Origin of the sequence: Gilliamella sp. G0441 (assembly GCF_050589305.1) — a bacterium.
Lineage (GTDB): Bacteria > Pseudomonadota > Gammaproteobacteria > Enterobacterales > Orbaceae > Gilliamella.
The window spans coordinates 125,255-144,955 of record NZ_JBNRJF010000006.1 but is presented as its reverse complement, the minus strand read 5'-3'; the positions used below and the strand labels follow the sequence as shown (position 1 = coordinate 144,955).

The window sequence follows — 19,701 nt, the reverse complement described above, 5'->3', positions numbered from 1 at the left end:
TGTTCGGGTTGTGATGCCAATTGCATTGCCCGGTAGCTACGTGCGGAATAGATAAGTGCTGAAAGCATCTAAGTACGAAACTAGCCTCGAGATGAGTTTTCCCTGATGAGAATCAGTAAGGTCCGTTTGAGACTAAGACGTAGATAGGTCAGGTGTGTAAGTGTAGTGATACATTGAGCTAACTGATACTAATGAACCGAGAGTCTTAACCTTACAACTCGGAGTTGTTTTGGGATTACGCGAATAGAGAGAAGAGAAAATCATCGGAAGGTGATTGAATATTGTAGAAACAGTTTGTTCCGGATTGAGGAATTGATGTAAAGATGAGATAATGTACATCAATAGAGAAAGAGAAGACAGGATATGTCTGGCGGTAATAGCGCGGTGGTCCCACCTGACCCCATGCCGAACTCAGAAGTGAAACGCCGTAGTGCCGATGGTAGTGTGGGTATTACCCATGTGAGAGTAGGGTGCCGCCAGACTTTTAATTTTAAGTTGTAGTGATATTAACATACCAAATACGGTGGAGCGGTAGTTCAGTTGGTTAGAATACCTGCCTGTCACGCAGGGGGTCGCGGGTTCGAGCCCCGTCCGTTCCGCCACCTTATTTAGGGGCGTAGTTCAATTGGTAGAGCACCGGTCTCCAAAACCGGGTGTTGGGAGTTCGAGACTCTCCGCCCCTGCCACAAAAAATCATAAATTTGTCTTAATTTTAGTCGTTTGATTATTTTTATCTATATAAATAAGAAAAAATTATTTACAGATTTACTTAGTTAATTATAATTTCCGCCCAACTACTTTTACAACCAGAGGAAAAAAAATGGCTGAAAGTTTTGTAAGTCAACAACGATTTTTTGATAATAAAAACTATCCAAGAGGATTCTCACGCCATGGGGATTTTACTATCAAAGAAGCTCAAATTTTAGAAAAATACGGATGTGCCTTCAAAGATCTTGATACAGAAGTAAAAAAACCGACAACAACAGAAGAAAAATCATTTGTTGCAGTTTGTAAAGGAAAAAAAGAGCCTTCTACTGATTTTGAAAAAGTATGGCTTAAGTACCTTGCTCGTATCAATAAACCAAAGCGTTTTCATACATTATCAGGTGGAAAACCTCAAATTGATGTAAATGATGACTTTGTCGATAATGATGACTAATTCTTTCAGCCAATATTTTTGTGTAACTGAATTAGTAATCTATCCATAGAACGATAACTTAAAGCCTCCGAAATATGTTTTCGTTCTATGTTGTTTGAAAAATCCAAATCAGCAATTGTTCGTGAAACTTTTAATATCCGATGCCAAGCTCTGGCTGAAAGTCCCAATTTAATTAAAGCTTGTTCCAAATATTCATTATTTTCTTTTGATAATTGACAAAACAAAGAAATTTCGTTTGCTGTTAATTGGCTATTTAATTTTTTATTTCTCTGAATTTGAATCATTCTAGCTTTTAAAACTCTTTGCTTGATACTTTCAGTTGATTCAGTCGTATCCTTTTTTTGACTCAAAGAACCTTTAGGTAACAAAGGGACTTCAATAGAGATATCAAATCTATCGAGAAAAGGACCTGAAAGTCTATTGAGATAGCGAATCACTTGTTGGGGTGTCGTTCTATTGTGTGTACCTTGATAGTGACCGGTAGGACTAGGATTCATAGCGGCAATAAGTTGAAATTTGGCAGGGAATCGTATTTTAGCATTCGCTCTTGAAATAATAATCTCACCTGATTCAATTGGCTCTCTTAATGCATCTAAAACTTTCCGATTAAATTCGGGTAATTCATCTAAAAATAAAACCCCATTATGTGCCAATGAGATTTCTCCAGGTTTAGGAATGGTTCCACCACCCACAAGTGCTGCAGTGGATGCACTATGATGTGGTGATCTAAACGGTCGTTTACGCCAATTCTTAATTGAGCCATTCTGGCTGACTAAGCTAGCTATAGCTGCACTTTCAAGTGCTTCGTCATCTGAAAGGGGAGGAAGTAAAGATGTTAAACGGGTGGCTAACATAGTTTTTCCTGTACCAGGAGGTCCAATTAATAACAGATTATGTCCTCCAGCTGCTGCAATTTCTAAAGCTCTTTTTGCATGTTCTTGTCCTATCACATCTTGTAAATCAATTAGTTGATTTTCAATATTATCATTTTCGCAGTATTCGACCTTAGATAAATTTATCTCATTATGTAAATATCGACATAACTCTAATAAATTACTGGTAATCAATGTATCATTATGATGAATTAATGAAATTTCTGATTGATTTTCAGTAGAAATAATAAGCGTGCGCTCACTTTTTTGTGATGAGATAGCTGCAGGAATAGCTCCTTTTACACCTCGGATGTCACCAGAAAGCGCTAGTTCACCTAAAAACTCATAATGTGACAAATTTAAAGTCGGAATTTGTTCTGTTGCAGCCAAAATAGCGATGGCAATAGGTAGGTCAAAACGGCTTCCTTCTTTGGGAAGATCTGCCGGTGACAGATTAACCGTTATCTTTTTAGCAGGAAACGAAAAACCACTATTAATAATGGCACTACGTACACGATCTTTCGCTTCTTTAACCGTTGCCTCTGGAAGACCAACTAATACAAAACCTGGTAATCCATTACTAATATGAACTTCAACATTAATCAGTGGTGCTTGTATACCAATGGATGCTCGAGTATAAATAATTGCAAGTGACATAAATTGAATTATAAATGTTTTTAATAATTTATTATGTTAATACAATTAATTTGCTAGAGATTTTAACTTCAAATTATTGTGATATAGTGCACAATTAATGTTATTTTTTTTCTAGATACTTATTTTTTATTGTTAAAAATAACTTTGAAGTCAATAAACATATAAAAAATAGACAGGCATTACATAATACAACTGATGGACTTGTTGGTGTATTGTAAATAAAAGAAAAAAACAAGCCACTTATAACGGCTACGATTCCAATAATGATAGAAATTAAAGCCATTTTCTCTGGAGTTTTCGAAAAGTATTTAGCTGTTGCAGCAGGAATAATCAATAAAGAGGTAATGATAAGTGCTCCTACAAATTTCATGGCAATACCGATAGTAAAAGCCAATAATAAGGTTAAAATTAATTTAGTTAATCGGATATTAATACCCTGAATAAAAGCTAATTCTTCATTAACAGTGATATAAAGAAAATCGTTCCAACGCCAAATTAATAAAATACCGATGAATATTACACAAATCAAAATTTGAAATATGTCAGCATAAGTTATTGATAACAGATCGCCAAATAAATATCCCATCAGATCAATTCGTATATTTCCTATTAAACTGATTACAACTAAACCTAAAGATAATGCACTATGTGCAAGAATACCCAGTAATGTATCAACAGGAAGTTGTTTTTGTGATTCAAGCCAAATTAAACCTAATGCTAAAATCAATGTCACAAAAATTACCGCATAAAATAGGTTGATATTGAGTAAAAAGCCAAAAGCAATACCAAGTAAAGCAGCATGAGATAGGGTATCACCAAAATAAGACATTCTGCGCCAAACAACAAATGTTCCTAAAGGACCTGTCACAGTTGTTAAGCACAATCCTGCTAACAAAGAAGGTAATAATAATTCAACCATTTTAATGATCCTTTTTTATATTTGATAACTTATGATGATGATCTATTGTTTTTTTGCATAAATCATGTTGATGGTTGTGATGATGTTTGTATACAGCAATCTGTGATGCACCATATTGACCAAAAAGTGAAATAAACTCTGGATCATTTGACACAGTGGCAGGTGTACCTGAACAACATATGTGATGATTTAGACAAATAACTTCATCTGTTTTAGCCATGACTAAATGAAGATCATGAGAGACCATTAATACTCCACAATTAAATTGTTTTTTAGCATTTGCAATTAAATCATAGAGAAGGATTTGACCATTTACATCTACACCTTGTGTCGGTTCATCAAGAATAAGTAATTGGGGCTGTTTAGCTAAAGCTTGTGCGAGTAAAACACGTTGTAACTCGCCACCAGACAATTGATGCATTGATTTATCAAATAAGTATTCTGCTTTAACAAGTGATAATGTTTGTAAAATATCGTCACTTTTTAACTGTTTATTTAAGTGCATAAAACGTTTAACAGTGATCGGTAGAGTAGGGTTTAAATTTATGGACTGAGGAACATAACCGATAGTTAAATTTGGTAAACGGTAAATCTTTCCAGATGAGTAAGGTAGAAGCCCCAATATGACTTTTACTAAAGTTGATTTGCCTGCACCATTAGGACCAAGTAATGTAATAATCTGATTTAGATTAACAGATAATGAAATATCATCTAATATTTTTTGATGATTGATATCAACAGAGACATTTTCAAGTGAAATTAATTGAGTCATGTAACGGGTAGCCCTTGCTCACCTAAATGTTATGTTATATTATAACAATATTAAATTTTATTCTATCATAAATTATAGCATTGGATAATAACGTGAAAAATTACATCGTAAGGAATTTTAATCTGTTTATACAGTATTTGATAATCTTAATCCCATTATTAATAATACAAAGCGTAAATAATTATGCTAATGCTACTGTTATATCGTCGGTTAAACCGATAGGTTTTATTGCTCAAGCTATTACATCAGGCATAACTGATGCAGAAATTCTTTTACCGGAAGGTGCTTCTCCTCATACTTATTCCTTAAAACCTTCTGATTTAAAGAATATTAAGTCAGCTGAGTTAGTTATTTGGGTTGGTGAAGATATGGAAACTTTTATGCCAACCTTATTGAAAAATATCGATAAACAAAAGCAAATTGAATTAATGGATATTCCTGAAATTAAGTCTTTGCTTCGAACTAATCATGATGAACATTTTCACGAGGGAGAAGCGCATCATCATTTAGATCATGAGCATCATGGTGAATATGACGAACATATTTGGCTTTCTCCTAAAATAGCCAAAATTATTGCTCAATCGATCCACGATAAATTAATTACTCTTTATCCTGACAAAAAAAACAAAATTGATGAAAATCTAAACGAATTCACTATAAAATTATCTGAAACAGAACAAAACATTGCAAAAAAGCTAATAAACGTCCAAAATAGCGGGTATTTTGTATTTCATGATGCCTATGGGTATTTTGAATCACAATTTAAATTGAAAAATCTAGGTAGCTTTACTATAAATCCAGCAATACAGCCAGGTGTTCAGACAGTCTATGCTATAAAGCAAAAACTGAAAGAAAATAAAGCTGTGTGTGTATTTATAGAGCCACAGTTTAGTCCAGCTGTTATTGAAAAATTGGTGGATGGCACAGACGTTCGAATTGGAGTATTAGATCCTTTAGGCTCGAACATACAGCCTTCTAAAGATGCTTATTCACAATTTTTATTGAACTTAACGCAACAACTGTTGGCTTGTTTAGGTAATTAATAGTTTTGATAATAGAAGATTAGGGTTAATTTTGGCACGAAAGATTAAATTTCCTCATATTGAAAAAAAACAGACTAAAACACCCTATTTTTCAATATTAGGCGCCCTGTTTTTTATTATCATAATTATTATGTTGTGGCAAACTCCCAAATTCAATCGTGCCGACTATATTCCGTTGAATCCTCAAGTTGAAACGACTGTCGTTAATAAGCCTTCTTTGCCTGATGATATGACTGTCGATGAATCTTTAGATGAACCTGAAGATAAAATTAATCCAGATGATTTAGATGAGATAATTGATGAGAAAGGTAATACCGTCCAATACACTATAGTTCGTGGTGATACCTTACATCAAATTTTATTACGATATAATGTTAACCGAAAAGACGTCTATCAATTAACATCTGAATTTAAGCAACTAGCTAATTTAAGAATAGGTCAGCAAATTAGTTGGACGACAGATGATGATCATAATCTACTTAATTTAAATTGGACGATTTCCAGTAATAATATTCGAATCTATGAAAAGTCTGGAGATAAATTTGTTGAAAACTCCGAGGTAGTAGAAGGCGTTATAAAAAATGTAATACTAAAAGGCGAAATCAAAACAAGTTTTATAGCTGATGCGCGAAGTGCGGGGTTAACTAGTAGTGAAATAGCGCTAATAATGCGAGCATTACAATGGCGATTAGATTTTAAACGGCTTCAAATTGGAGATAAATTCTCAGTTGTATTATCTCGAGAAATGCACGGCGAACGTTTATCCACTAGCCAACTACTAGCAATTCGATTTAAAAATGGCGCTAGAGAATATTACGCTTTTTTAGCGGATGATGGTAAATATTATGATATAGATGGTGGAAGTTTATCTCAAAGTTTTTTCCGTTATCCTTTGGCTAATAAAGCTCGAGTATCTTCACAATTTAACCCAAGACGTTTGCATCCTGTTACTGGGAAAATAGCGCCTCACAATGGTGTTGATTTCGCAGTATCACGTGGTACACCTGTATTGTCAGTTGGTAATGGTGAGGTTGTTATTGCTAAATATAGTGGTTCTGCAGGTAACTATATTGCGATAAGACATGGGCGTCAGTATATGACTACTTATATGCATCTTGATAAAATTTTAGTTAAACCGGGTCAACAAGTAAAACAAGGTGACAAGATTGGATTGTCTGGTAATACTGGTCGCTCAACGGGCCCTCATTTGCATTTCGAATTACACATTAACAATAAACCAGTTAATCCGTTAACAGCTAGTTTACCAATTAATGAAGGTTTAACCGGAAAATCAAAAAATGCGTTTATTGAAAAAGTGAAAAATATTAAGCCACGATTAGAATTTTAATAATTCTTATTTTTTGACTAATCATGACTAACGAAAAGTCTATTTTTTTGAAAAAATAGACTATAAAGAAGACAATTAAAAGTTTAAAGATTTGTGTTATTATACCAAAATAATATTTGTACTAAATCTTAGGTGAGCTTTGAATACGTCAACTAAATCTACCCGAAAAAAATCCTCTAAAAAAGTTAAGAAAAATAAAAAACGCTCACTTTGGCGTCGATTTTTATCATTACTATTTAAACTGTTTCTTGTTTTTGTGGCTGTGGCTGTAATTTATGGTATATATCTTGATCAGCAAATCAAAGAACGAATAGATGGTAATGTATGGGAATTACCAGCAGCTGTTTATGGTCAAATTATCGATCTTGAACCTGATAGCGAATACAGTTTAAGTGATGTGGTGACTATGTTAAATGGTGCACAATATCGTCAACAGGATACGAAAGCTACACGTCCTGGTGAATTTATTGTTAGTAACGATGCGATTGAAATATACCGTCGTCCTTTTACATTTCCTGACGGAGAAGAAAAAGCTTTCCGTGTAAAAATTACATTTTATGATAATCGAATTGATCGTATTACTAATTTAGAAACAGGACGTGATTTTGGATTACTTAAGATCGATCCCAAATTAATCACCATGATGCATTCTCCTAATGGAGAACAACGCTTGTTTGTACCTCTTAAATCATTTCCTGATTCACTTATCAAAACTTTAGTTGCCACAGAAGATAAACGTTTCTATGATCATCATGGCGTCAGCTTATATTCCATTGGTCGAGCAATTTATGTCAACCTTACCACTGGTCGCACTGAAGGTGGAAGTACGTTAACCCAACAAACCGTTAAAAACTTATTCTTAACTAATGAACGTAGTTTAAGTCGTAAAATACGAGAAGCCTATATGGCAATCATTCTTGATGCTCGTTATAGCAAAGAACGTATTTTAGAGTTGTATTTAAATGAAGTCTATTTTGGGCAAGCCGGAAGTGAAGAAATCCATGGTTTTCCTCTTGCTAGTCTTTATTATTTTGGTCGTCCAGTTAATGAATTAACGCTCGATCAGCAAGCGGTATTAGTAGGAATGGTAAAAGGTGCTTCTCTATATAACCCTTGGACGCAACCAAAACAAGTGTTAGATCGCCGGAATGTTGTTTTAAAACTTACCGAGCAACAGGGCATTATTGATGATGAGTTATATAATTTATTAAGTCAGCGTCCACTATCTGTTTTACCGAAAGGTGGTGTTATTTCGCCACAACCCGCTTTTATGCAAGTTGTTCGCAGTGAACTAAGAAAGCAATTAGGTGATAAAGCAGATCACCTTTCAGGTATGAAGATTTTTACCACTTTTGATCCTGTTGCCCAAGCAGCAGCAGAACAATCTGTAACGAATGAAATTGAAAAATTACGTAAATCAACTAATAAAGATTTACAAACAGCCATGGTTATTGTTAGTCGAGAAACAGGCGAAATTCGTGCAATTATTGGTAGTGCAGAACCTCGATATCCAGGATATAATCGTGCATGGTTAACCCGCAGAGCAATAGGTTCACTAGCTAAACCATCAACTTACTTAACTGCTTTAGGTCAACCTGATCGTTTTCAATTAAATACATGGTTAGATGATTCACCGCTTTCAATAAAACTTGATAATGGTTCGTACTGGCAACCGAAAAATTATGATCGTAAGTTTCGTGATCGTGTCATGTTAGTGGATGCTTTAGCACTTTCTTTAAATGTACCAACAGTTAACTTAGGTATGGCTCTTGGTCTTGATGCTACGAAAAATACCTTACAAGCATTGGGTGTGCCAGGTGATCGTATTACGAATCTACCTTCAAGATTGTTAGGTGCTTTGGAATTAACGCCTTTAGAAACTGCGCAAATGTTCCAAACAATAGCTAATAATGGTCAACGTTCACCATTAACCATTTTAAGATATGTATTGACTGATAAAGGAGAATTAGTTTATCAAAACTATCCTCAACAAATTCAAGCAGTTTCAAAACAATCAGCCTATTTAACCACTTATGCTATGCAACAAGTTGTTGAGTCGGGAACATCTCGCTCTTTAAAAGGAAAATATGGGGCGTTTAAGTTGGCAGCTAAAACAGGAACAAGTAATGATTCTCGTGACAGTTGGTTTACGGGTATTGATGGTAAAAATGTTGCTGTTATTTGGATTGGTTTAGATGATCACTCTCCAATGAAATTAACGGGGGCCACAGGAGCATTAAAAATTTATAGTGAATACTTACAAAATAATCCTCCTAAAAGATTGTTGTTACCAACACCTCAAAATATTCGTATGATGTCAATTGATGACAATGGTCAGTGGCAATGTGATAGTAATAGTGGCAGACGAATGTTACCAGTTTGGACAGATAATCCTCAAAGTTTATGTGTTAACAATAATCAGTCGGCACCAAGTCAGCAAGTACCAACTTGGGTCACAGAAATGTTAAATAATTAGGTGAGATAAAATGCCTGAATTACCAGAAGTTGAGACAAGTCGCCTAGGTATTTTGCCTTACTTAAAAGGGCAAACTATAAAGCAAATAGTGGTTAGGCAACCAAAATTACGTTGGCCTGTTGATGAACTCATTCATCGTTCTCATGGAGAAGTCATTTTGGATGTCAAAAGACGTGCAAAATATTTGCTGATACAGCTAGCACATAATTGGATTATCATTCACTTGGGAATGTCTGGTAGTTTGCGTATTTTACTTGATGAACAACAGGAAGTAACAAAACATGATCATATCGATTTGGTTTTAGAAAATGGTGTTGTATTGCGTTATACTGATCCAAGGCGCTTTGGTTCATGGCTTTGGGCAAATTCACTTGAAGAAGTCTCTCAACTAAGACATTTGGGGCCAGAGCCTTTAAGTGATGAGTTTTCTGCTGAGTATCTATTAACAAAAGCTAAAAATCGACATATACCGATCAAAAGTTGGATTATGGATAATCATATTGTTGTTGGTGTTGGAAATATCTATGCATCTGAATCATTGCATATGGCTAAAATCAATCCCAATCGAAAAGTTAATACCTTACAATTAGCCGAGTTTGAAAGATTAGTTATAGCCATCAAGCAAGTTCTGACTAAATCGATTAAACAAGGTGGAACGACACTAAAAGACTTTCTTCAATCAAATGGAAAACCCGGTTATTTTGCACAAAAATTGCAAGTATATGCTCGGGAAGGACAAGAGTGTTATACATGTCAGGCTAAAATAACATCACAAAGAATAGGTCAAAGAAATACTTTTTTCTGTGAAAATTGTCAAAAATAGTCAATTAGTTATTTCTTCAAAGATTTCATTAAATGTGAATTTATAATTTTTTTCAATGTGTTCAACTTAATTGGATAAGGTAAGTATATAAAATATTCAATTAGGACAATGTTGTAATATAGTACAACATCTTTTTATCCCAAGGCTATGGACTTGTAACCTAATATCAGCTATCTTTCTTGATGTAAAAGTATTTGGCATTTTTTTATTATTTAAAAATTGGCATAATTAATTGTTAACGATCTAATTTTATAAAAATCTTTTACTTTGAGCTAACTACAAAATTACATTTAATTTAATGTAGTTAATTATGTATATATTAAGGAATTTAAAATGATCAAATTCGCTTTTCGCTTTTTGATGACAAGTTTAATCTTTATGTGGGCCTTAACAAGTCATTGTTGGGCAGATAGCACGGGGATACAAATTAATATCACTGAAGGTATTAGTACAGCTAAACCGATTGCTGTCTCTCCATTCAAATGGACAGGCTCCGGTCAACCACCACAAATAATTGAAAATATCATTGCATCAGATCTACGAAATAGTGGTAAATTTAATCCCATTAGTATCGATAGTATGCCCCAAAAACCGACAACAGCATCAGAGGTTGATCCGACTGTATGGAAAAATCTTGGTATTTCTGCGATTGTAGTCGGTTCGATTCAACCCGATGCTTCAGGAAAATACCTTATTACTTATCAATTAGTTGATACTGTTGATAAGCCTGGTGCAGTCTTATCTCAAAACCAATTTTCTATTAACAAACGTTGGGTTCGTTACGCTGCACATTCAGCGAGTGATGAAATTTTTGAATCGCTCACGGGGATTAAAGGTGCATTTAGAACACGAATTGCGTATGTAGTAAAAATGAACAGAGGTTCATATACTCATGAGCTAAGAGTGTCAGATTATGATGGTTATGACCAGATCACTGTTCATCGTTCAAAGGCTCCATTGATGTCTCCAACTTGGTCACCAGATGGTAAAAAATTAGCTTTTGTAACTTTTGAAAGTGGAAATTCTGCAATAGTTATAAAAACACTTGATAGTGGTGCTATTGAAACTGTGGCATCTTTCCCTCGTCACAATGGAGCTCCTGCCTTTTCTCCAGATGGAACTAAATTGGCATTTGCATTATCAAAAGATGGTAATTTAAATTTATATGTGATGGATTTGTCCACTAAAAAAATGACAAAGATTACATCGGGTCGTAGTAATGACACTGAACCATCATGGATGCCTGATAGCAAAACTATTGTTTATACCTCAGATCAAGCAGGTCGACCACAACTATATAGCATTAATATTAGTGATGGTACAACACAAAGATTGACTTGGGACAATACCCAGAATCAAAATGCTCGTGTTTCGCCAGATGGTTCTTTTATCGCCATGATTTCGACAAATAATGGTGAGCAACATATAACAAAATATGATATAGCAACAAAGAGTTATCAACGATTAACCGATACTTTTTTAGATGAAACACCAAGTATTGCTCCAAATGGGACGATGATTATTTATAGCTCCACGAAAGGATATGGAACGATTTTGAATTTAGTTTCAACGGATGGTTTTTTTAAAGCCGAGTTACCAGTGACAGATGGGCAAGTTAAATTTCCATCTTGGTCGCCTTATTTATAAAATATTACAAATAACATTTAATAAATAATAACTTTAAACTAAAGTTATCGGCATATATAATAAGGCCATTTTAATTGCTAACTAATTTTAAATAATAGTTTAATATTAGTTAGATAAACGAACTATATAAGTGAAAACTTATTTAAACAACAGGAGTTAAAATAATGCAATTCTCAAAATTTCTTAAAGTAGCTGCGGTTGCTTTGCCACTGGTTGCTGTAACAGCTTGTACCTCAACTAGTTCAACTACAAGTGGTAATTCATATGATACGTTATCAAGTGAAGATCGTGCTTTACTTCAAAGACTACAACAACAAGAAATGAATACGGTCTATTTTGATTTTGATAAATATAATGTGAAATCTGAATATGCTTCAATGTTGAATGTTCATGCAGGATTCTTACGTTCACATACTTTTATAAAAGTAGTTATTGAAGGACATGCGGATGAGCGTGGAACACCAGAATACAATATTGCTTTAGGTGAACGTCGTGCAAGCGCAGTTGAATCGTATTTACAAGCAAATGGTGTATCAGCTACTCAAATGACTATCAAATCATTAGGTAAAGAGCGACCAGCAGTACTCGGTCACGATGAAGCCGCTTACGCTAAAAATCGTCGTGCTGTCGTTGTATATTAATTGTATTTCATAACGGCTGGATATCCAGCCGTTTTTTTTAATTTACATCGAGTTTAATTATATGCATAAAAAAATAATCACATTATCAATATTTCTTTTATTTGCAGGTTATGGTTGTGCAGCGGGCGGGTCTGAATCGGAAAGAACTGTACAAGCTCAAGCACAATTGATAATACAAAATCAACAAAAAATTAATGATTTACAATCTGATATAGATTCACTTAGGGGTCAATTAGAAGATACTAAATATCAACTTAATCAAGTTATTGAACGCCAAAAGATGATTCTACAGCAAATGGGGACTGGTTCCTCCGGATTGTCATTGAATACCAATTATGGTTCCTCAGAAGGAACAACATCAACGATGCCAAAAACAGAATCTAATACATCAAATTTATCTGGTTGGACATCTACAGGTAATGATAAAACCGATTATAATTTTATTATGCAGTTTATCAGCGACACCAAACAAAGTAATGAACTGGTTATTGCTTTCCAACGCTTTTTAGAAGCCTATCCAAAATCTATTTATCGGGCAAATGCAAATTATTGGTTAGGGCAACTTTTTTACAAACAAGGTAATAAAGATTATGCTTCATCTTATTATGCAACAGTTGTAAAGGATTTTCCTAATTCGTCAAAAGCTGGTGATAGTCTTTATAAAGTAGGATTAATATTGCTTGAAAAAGGCGATAAAAAAAATGCTAAAGCCGTTTTTCAACAAGTTTTGAATAAATATTCTAAAAATAAAAATGCAGTTAATCTTGCTAACCAAAAATTAGCATATCTTTAGTATAACGTACGAAAAATCAGCTTTTAAAAAAAAACACTCACAAAAGGGTTGCATTACCAAATAATTGCCAGTATTATAGCAACCCGAAATTGCTTGTACCCATACTAAAAACGGTACAGTAATCGTATCGAAATGGGTCGTTAGCTCAGTCGGTAGAGCAGCGGACTTTTAATCCGTTGGTCGAGCGTTCGAATCGCTCACGACCCACCAACCATCTAGTTCTTATTCTTACTTAATAGTCATCTAAAATATAATTTAAGTGTATTACAAATAACTTTTATTTTTTATTTGTTAAGATGTATTGTGTTTAACAGTAAGAATAAATCTTATAGTAAAAACTGAATAAACAACGAAATTAAATCAAATTTAAGATTACTTATTCAAGAAAATTTTTCCTTCTTCTTAATATCCTACTAGTATTTTTTAATCCATTCTTGTTGTTTCAACGACTTTTAAAAGCAATGTATTGGTAATTCCTGTTTCTGTAAAGTTATGTTGATGTTTTCAGAACTATCCGTTTCATAAAAGAGGTTGATAATGAAAATAATAATCATTATCATATTTTTTGGGTGTTTTTATTTTAACCAAATCAAATACAATAAATTAGGATAGGAAAACAATGAAAGTAGTTAATCAATTAGCCATCATAGGCATGTTGGGTATAGTCTCTACAGATACTGTTGCTCAAGAGCATTATGATAATGATGCGCATACTGAAACGATGAAAGTTGTCGCTCATATTAAGGATGATAATGATCAGCGACTAAAAAAGTCATCAACAGCCACAAAAATGCCATTCGATATCAAAGATATTCCTCAAACAATCAATTCAGTTAACATAGGACAAGAAAAAGTATATGGACAAAATGATTTAAGTGTAATTGTCAATAAATTGCCGGGAGTCGATAGTACTTATGACATGCGAGATGAAGGAATAAAAATACGCGGTTTTTCGGCAAGTTCAGGCGATATTTATCGGGATGGTGTTCGTGCAAGTGGGCAAGTTAGGCAAAGTACAGCCAATATTGAACGCGTGGAAATATTAAAAGGTCCCGCTTCAGTGCTCTATGGACGAGGTTCTGGTGGGGGAATGATAAACATGATTAGTAAACAAGCTAATTTTGATTCACCTACTGTTTTAAGCTTACGTAGTGGTTCTTGGGATAAATATGGCGGTATGGTCGATATCAATCATGTTGTCAATGAAAAACTAGCCATCCGAATGACGGTTGATCATCAATCAGAAAAAAGTTTTCGTAAAGGAATAAAACAAAGAGATACCATGGTATCACCAAGTATATTTTATGATAATTTAGAGGGGTTTAATTGGTTAGTTCAATATACAGATGATCATTTATGGCGTAAACCAGACCGAGGACCTGCTTACTATAATTTACCAAAAGGTGTTTCAATTAAAACTGCCTATGTACATCCAGATGATTATGTAAAAGATAATTTTAAATCACTACGTTCGGTGATAGGGTTTGAATTTAATTATGACTGGTCAATTAAATTAACTAACCTCTATCGTCAAGCAAGTCAAAACTTTGATCATATTTATGGTGGGGATTATTGCCATTTAAATGGTAAAACCAATAGTGGGAAAACTTGTAACTATCGCGGTAAATTACAATTCCGACGAGCTTGGCAAGAAACGAATAACAAGACATATAGCAATACAATAGATTTAATGGGAAAATTTAATACCGCAGGGATAGGACATGATATGTTGGTTGGTGTTGAATACAATATTGAAAAACGTCAGCCTAGATTAGCATTAACGAGTACTTATCCAGAAGTTGTTGATCCCTTTCATCCACATTGGTATTCCAAGAAAGCGCATTACACTAAATTAAATACTAAAACTAATCATAAAGCCACCTCAAAAGGAATTTATTTGCAAGATTTGATCAGTTTTACAACGCAATGGAAATTGTTGATGGGTTTACGCTATGATAATTATGAATTTGCATCAGACGATAAAATCAAACACCAAAGCCGTTCATATAATGGTCACTCGTTAAGTCCTCGAATCGGTTTAATTTGGCAGCCTATCGAATCGCAAAGTTTTTATGCTTCCTATAGTAAAAATTTTGCACCCTATGGTGGACGAGGACTGATTACCATTTCAACGGATTCAAAAACGGTTTACGATAATAAACCCCAATATTCAAGGCAGTATGAAGTCGGCGTAAAAAGTGATTGGTTAGATGATAAATTATCTTCTCAACTTGCACTTTATAATCTTGAACTATACAACGTTCGTTATCAACCTGATGCGGTGAACGATCCTTATAATTGGCAGGTCAAAGGCAGTGACCGGAGTCAAGGGATTGAATTAAGCCTTATTGGAAAATTAACACCAAAATGGTACATCAATAGTGGTATTGGTTATCAGCAAGCTCAAGTTCATAAAGATAAAAAAATGCCAGCTAATCAAGGCAAATATTTACCGAATACATCTAAGCATAGCGGTTATTTAAATATTCGTTATTTGCCTTATGATAATTGGTTTACCGAGTTAGAAGTAAATTATAAAGGTGCTATGTATAACGATGATAAAAATCAATTTAAACGCCCAGGATATACAGTATGGAATGCGGCAATTGGTTATCAATCTTCCTCTTATGATATCACTTTAGCTGTAACAAATTTATTTGGTAAAGAATATTGGCGTTCAAGTAGTATGCCTGGCACGCCTAGAGCTGTATTGTTAACTGCAAGTTATAAATTATAATCAATGAAGAAATAAAAGCGGAATGAAATAAACATCCTAAATTGAATAATTGATGATAATATTTGTCTGATCAGTATTTCAATCCGCTTATTGTTTGGATAGTAACAATATTTCAATTCATAAATGTTATTATTTATAAAAAAGCATGGTGAAATAAGTGAATAATTTGTAGACTATGTCCATTACTGTTTTTTGGCACTTATCTTATCTATGAATTTATTAAAATCTTTAGCCACTGTAAGCTCAATGACAATGGTATCTCGGGTATTAGGTTTTGTTAGAGATGCAATTATTGCACGTTTTTTTGGAGCAGGAATGGCTACTGATGCTTTTTTTGTAGCTTTTAAACTTCCCAATTTACTTAGGCGAATTTTTGCTGAAGGTGCTTTTTCTCAAGCGTTTGTGCCAATTTTAGCAGAATATAAAAATCAACAAGGTGCCGAGGCAACGAAGACATTTATTGCTTATGTAGCAGGTTTATTAACATTGGTATTAGCACTTGTTACATTAATTGGTGTGATTACCGCACCTTTTATCATTATGTTAACCGCACCAGGATTTATGCAAGAATCAGTGGATAAATTTGAACTTGCTACTGTAATGCTCCGGATAACTTTTCCATATATCTTTTTTATTTCGCTGGCATCATTAGTTGGTGCAATACTCAATACTTGGAATCGCTTTTCTGTCCCTGCATTTGTGCCAACGTTGCTTAATATTAGTATGATAGTTTGTACACTATTTTTAACCCCATATTTCAATCCACCTGTTTTGGCATTAGCTTTTTCTGTTGTTGTCGGTGGATTTTTGCAATTGCTTTTCCAACTGCCTACTTTAAAAAAAATAGGGATGTTAGTTTTACCTCGTATTAATTTAAAAGATAGTGGTGTATGGCGAGTTCTGAAACAAATGGGACCAGCAATTTTAGGGGTTTCAGTTGGTCAAATCTCACTAATAATCAATACAATTTTTGCTTCTTTTCTAATTTCAGGATCTGTGTCTTGGATGTATTATGCTGACCGATTAATGGAATTCCCAGCTGGCGTACTGGGTGTTGCATTGGGTACTATTTTATTACCGTCATTGGCCAAAAGCTTTTCAAATGGTGATCATAAGCAATATTCGGAATTACTTGATTGGGGATTACGTTTGTGCTTTTTATTGGCTTTACCGAGTACGGTCGCGTTAGGTGTAATTTCGCGCCCATTAATCTCAACATTATTTGAATATGGGCAGTTTACGTCAAATGACACGCTAATGACACAACGTGCTTTGATCGCTTATTCGATAGGGTTATTGGGGCTTATTTTAATTAAAGTTTTAGCACCTGCTTTTTATTCCAGACAAGACATTAAAACTCCTGTTAAAATTGCTGTTGTTACTTTAATTTTAACGCAATTGATGAATTTGGTTTTTATTGGTCCATTACAACATGCTGGACTGTCGTTATCCATTGGTTTGGCTGCATGTTTTAATGCTGGACTATTGTTTTGGCAATTACGAAAAAAGAAACTTTATCAACCTCAATCTGGTTGGTATCTTTTTTTAACTAAAGTGATTATTGCCGTTATTTTAATGTCATTGGTTCTATGGTTTGGTTCAAGATTATTACCTGATTGGTCGACCGGTTCAATGCTCATACGAGTTAGCCGTTTATTATTATTGGTAATGGTTGGCATCATTGTCTATTTTGCATCATTGATTGCAATGGGATTTAAAATTAAACATTTTATAAAACGAATTGACTAAAAAATAAATATCTATACATGAATACTAAAATTGATAAGGAAATCTAATGAAAGAAAACGCTTTTTTTACATTGCCATTGATTGGCAGTTTTATTTATTTTGTTATTAGCTGTTTAATAACTATCTCTTCGATGATTATCTATTTCGATTTAGCATACTTTTGGGAACTAATAAAGTTTTCTCCTTTTAATATCATTAATTATTTGTTAAAAACTCATATTTTAGATGTAGTATTTGTATTTGGAATTTTGTCATTATTTCTACACAGTTTAAATGTCCATATAATTAATAAAACCAATGTAGAATTGGTGATAATTATAATGGTCTTATTTTCAGTAATGGCTTATTTTATTCCTAAAACTTTACTATTTGATTTTGGAGATTTATATCCAATAAAAAATATATTTATCATCATTATATCGGTTATGTTTTATTTAATATTATATAGTTTATTACTTTACTATTTATTAAATTTTTCCAATAAATACTTTATAAAAAATCAACAGTCATTTCCTTTTACAGCGACCAATAGTACTAAAATTCACTTTAATTTGTTTGCCATATTTACAACTTTTGTCCTGATAAAAGGATATCTGTTAATTACGAATGTATTTCAATTATTCAGCATGGAGATTTCTAACAATATTTTAAATATTGTATATATATCGGGTATATTAATAGCAGTTGGTTTAACTATACCTTGTTTTAAACAATCATTTGATAGAATTCAAACAGATAGGCTCATAAAAAGTATCATTCAACCCAGTATAATAATTTTTATTTGTATTATTGTTAACTTCATTTTTATTTTTAAAGTACCAACCGCATTACTATACAAAAATATAGAATATGGGAATTTATTATCAATCACTTGTTTAATGCAAATAGTATTACTTCCGTTAATAATTGCTTTAATTTTAAATAAAGTAACCTAACACTATTTTTATTATGTAACCACTTAGATATTCAACAATTTTGGTTAAAATGGTTATTAAAACAAGCGTTAAAATTTAATATTTACTGAGATCTGAAAATGTTAAATATTTTCCAATCATAGGTAATGCATAAGATAAAAATTAAAACAACTATTAAGAATTAGCGCAAAGTATTATACAATAGCCCGATATTTTCTAAAGTGTAGCACAATGAGAGAATCATAATGAGCTGGATTGAAAAGATTTTAAGTAAAAATAATATATCATCTGATCATAAAAAAGCGAATATTCCAGGCGGAGTTTGGACCAAATGTAGCAACTGTGAACAAGTTATTTATCAAGCTGAATTAGATCGCAATTTAGAGGTATGTCCGAAATGTGATCACCATATGCATATTCCTGCACGCGTAAGGTTATACCACTTTTTAGATGAAGGTTCAGATGTTGAGTTAGGTTCAGATCTCGCACCGAAAGATATTTTAAAATTTAAAGATACTAAAAAATATAAGGATCGTTTAACCACGGCTCAAAAAGAGACTCGTGAAAAAGAAGCTATGGTTGTGATGAAAGGAACCTTGTTTGGCATTCCTGTCGTCGTCGCTTGTTTTGAATTTGCATTTATTGGTGGTTCAATGTCATCGGTAGTTGGTGCGCTGTTTACACGCGCAGCTGAACAAGCCATTGCAGATAAATGTCCACTAATATGTTTTTCAACTAGTGGTGGAGCTAGGATGCAAGAAGCATTATTTTCGCTAATGCAAATGGCAAAAACCAGTGCAATCCTTGCAAAAATGCAGGATGAAGGGTTACCTTATATTTCTGTCATGACTGATCCGACAATGGGTGGTGTTTCTGCTAGTTTAGCTATGCTTGGAGATATCAACATTGCTGAGCCAAAAGCGCTGATTGGTTTTGCCGGCCCGCGAGTTATTCAACAAACCGTTCGAGAAACATTGCCGGAAGGATTCCAACGAAGTGAATTTTTACTTGAAAAAGGCGCAATTGATATGATCATTCATCGTAAAGAAATGAGACCAAAAATTGCTAGTTTGTTAGCAAAATTAATGAGAATACCCGATCCTTTTAACGATATGACTAACAATGTAACTATCGATGAGACTGTGTAATCTC

Annotated in this window: 15 protein-coding genes, 3 tRNA genes and 2 rRNA genes; 17 read left to right on the top strand and 3 right to left on the bottom strand. The window is 33.6% G+C overall.

Going from position 1 to position 19,701, the window contains the following annotated elements; translation table 11 throughout:
• The 5 genes from ACKJXD_RS07215 to ACKJXD_RS07195 all read left to right on the top strand — a co-directional run.
• Nucleotides 1-213: ribosomal RNA gene (locus tag ACKJXD_RS07215) — 23S ribosomal RNA — on the top strand; the annotation flags it as partial.
• 153 nt (nt 214-366) lie between these two features.
• Nucleotides 367-482: ribosomal RNA gene (rrf, locus tag ACKJXD_RS07210) — 5S ribosomal RNA — on the top strand.
• Nucleotides 483-525: 43 nt separating this feature from the next.
• Nucleotides 526-602 (top strand) — tRNA-Asp (locus tag ACKJXD_RS07205).
• Nucleotides 603-610: 8 nt separating this feature from the next.
• Nucleotides 611-686 (top strand) — tRNA-Trp (locus ACKJXD_RS07200).
• Nucleotides 687-820: 134 nt separating this feature from the next.
• On the top strand, nt 821-1,159 hold the full coding sequence (locus ACKJXD_RS07195; RefSeq protein WP_220216430.1) for a DUF413 domain-containing protein: 339 nt from the start codon (nt 821-823) through the stop codon (nt 1,157-1,159).
• 5 nt (nt 1,160-1,164) lie between these two features.
• Here the strand turns inward: ACKJXD_RS07195 and ACKJXD_RS07190 are convergent, their stop codons facing one another.
• The 3 genes from ACKJXD_RS07190 to znuC form a co-directional block, all read right to left on the bottom strand.
• A complete protein-coding gene (locus tag ACKJXD_RS07190) occupies nt 1,165-2,688 on the bottom strand; it encodes a YifB family Mg chelatase-like AAA ATPase (RefSeq protein ID WP_430875953.1) in 1,524 nt (507 codons plus the stop codon).
• A 100-nt stretch (nt 2,689-2,788) separates the two neighbouring features.
• Nucleotides 2,789-3,607: a zinc ABC transporter permease subunit ZnuB gene (gene znuB, locus ACKJXD_RS07185; protein ID WP_430875952.1), complete on the bottom strand. Its 819-nt coding sequence runs from the start codon at nt 3,605-3,607 to the stop codon at nt 2,789-2,791.
• Between the two features lies 1 nt (nt 3,608).
• Nucleotides 3,609-4,379, bottom strand: a complete 771-nt coding sequence (gene znuC, locus ACKJXD_RS07180; protein ID WP_430875951.1) for a zinc ABC transporter ATP-binding protein ZnuC — start codon at nt 4,377-4,379, stop codon at nt 3,609-3,611.
• A gap of 92 nt (nt 4,380-4,471) precedes the next feature.
• Between znuC and znuA the strand changes: the two genes are divergently transcribed.
• From znuA to accD, 12 genes are all read left to right on the top strand, one after another.
• Nucleotides 4,472-5,422: a zinc ABC transporter substrate-binding protein ZnuA gene (znuA, locus tag ACKJXD_RS07175; protein WP_430875950.1), complete on the top strand. Its 951-nt coding sequence runs from the start codon at nt 4,472-4,474 to the stop codon at nt 5,420-5,422.
• A 31-nt stretch (nt 5,423-5,453) separates the two neighbouring features.
• Complete coding sequence (mepM, locus tag ACKJXD_RS07170) at nt 5,454-6,770, top strand: murein DD-endopeptidase MepM (RefSeq protein WP_220216435.1); 1,317 nt, start codon at nt 5,454-5,456, stop codon at nt 6,768-6,770.
• A 139-nt stretch (nt 6,771-6,909) separates the two neighbouring features.
• Nucleotides 6,910-9,246, top strand: coding sequence for a bifunctional glycosyl transferase/transpeptidase (gene mrcB / locus ACKJXD_RS07165; protein WP_430875949.1), 2,337 nt, complete (start codon nt 6,910-6,912; stop codon nt 9,244-9,246).
• Nucleotides 9,247-9,256: 10 nt separating this feature from the next.
• Nucleotides 9,257-10,069: a bifunctional DNA-formamidopyrimidine glycosylase/DNA-(apurinic or apyrimidinic site) lyase gene (gene mutM / locus ACKJXD_RS07160; protein WP_220216437.1), complete on the top strand. Its 813-nt coding sequence runs from the start codon at nt 9,257-9,259 to the stop codon at nt 10,067-10,069.
• Between the two features lie 336 nt (nt 10,070-10,405).
• Nucleotides 10,406-11,716, top strand: a complete 1,311-nt coding sequence (tolB, locus tag ACKJXD_RS07155; RefSeq protein ID WP_430875955.1) for a Tol-Pal system beta propeller repeat protein TolB — start codon at nt 10,406-10,408, stop codon at nt 11,714-11,716.
• Nucleotides 11,717-11,880: 164 nt separating this feature from the next.
• The gene (gene pal / locus ACKJXD_RS07150) at nt 11,881-12,357 is read left to right on the top strand and encodes a peptidoglycan-associated lipoprotein Pal (RefSeq protein WP_220216438.1); all 477 of its coding nucleotides are present in this window, start codon (nt 11,881-11,883) and stop codon (nt 12,355-12,357) included.
• 61 nt (nt 12,358-12,418) lie between these two features.
• Nucleotides 12,419-13,150, top strand: coding sequence for a tol-pal system protein YbgF (gene ybgF / locus ACKJXD_RS07145; protein ID WP_430875948.1), 732 nt, complete (start codon nt 12,419-12,421; stop codon nt 13,148-13,150).
• 134 nt (nt 13,151-13,284) lie between these two features.
• Nucleotides 13,285-13,360 (top strand) — tRNA-Lys (locus ACKJXD_RS07140).
• A 409-nt stretch (nt 13,361-13,769) separates the two neighbouring features.
• Nucleotides 13,770-15,887, top strand: coding sequence for a TonB-dependent receptor (locus tag ACKJXD_RS07135; protein ID WP_430875947.1), 2,118 nt, complete (start codon nt 13,770-13,772; stop codon nt 15,885-15,887).
• Between the two features lie 210 nt (nt 15,888-16,097).
• Nucleotides 16,098-17,636 carry a murein biosynthesis integral membrane protein MurJ gene (gene murJ, locus ACKJXD_RS07130; RefSeq protein ID WP_430875946.1) on the top strand — a complete coding sequence of 513 codons (1,539 nt, stop codon included), beginning with the start codon at nt 16,098-16,100 and terminating at the stop codon, nt 17,634-17,636.
• 46 nt (nt 17,637-17,682) lie between these two features.
• Nucleotides 17,683-18,570, top strand: a complete 888-nt coding sequence (locus ACKJXD_RS07125; RefSeq protein WP_430875945.1) for a hypothetical protein — start codon at nt 17,683-17,685, stop codon at nt 18,568-18,570.
• Between the two features lie 224 nt (nt 18,571-18,794).
• A complete protein-coding gene (gene accD / locus ACKJXD_RS07120; protein WP_220216442.1) occupies nt 18,795-19,697 on the top strand; it encodes an acetyl-CoA carboxylase, carboxyltransferase subunit beta in 903 nt (300 codons plus the stop codon).
• The last annotated feature ends 4 nt before the right edge of the window (nt 19,698-19,701 follow it).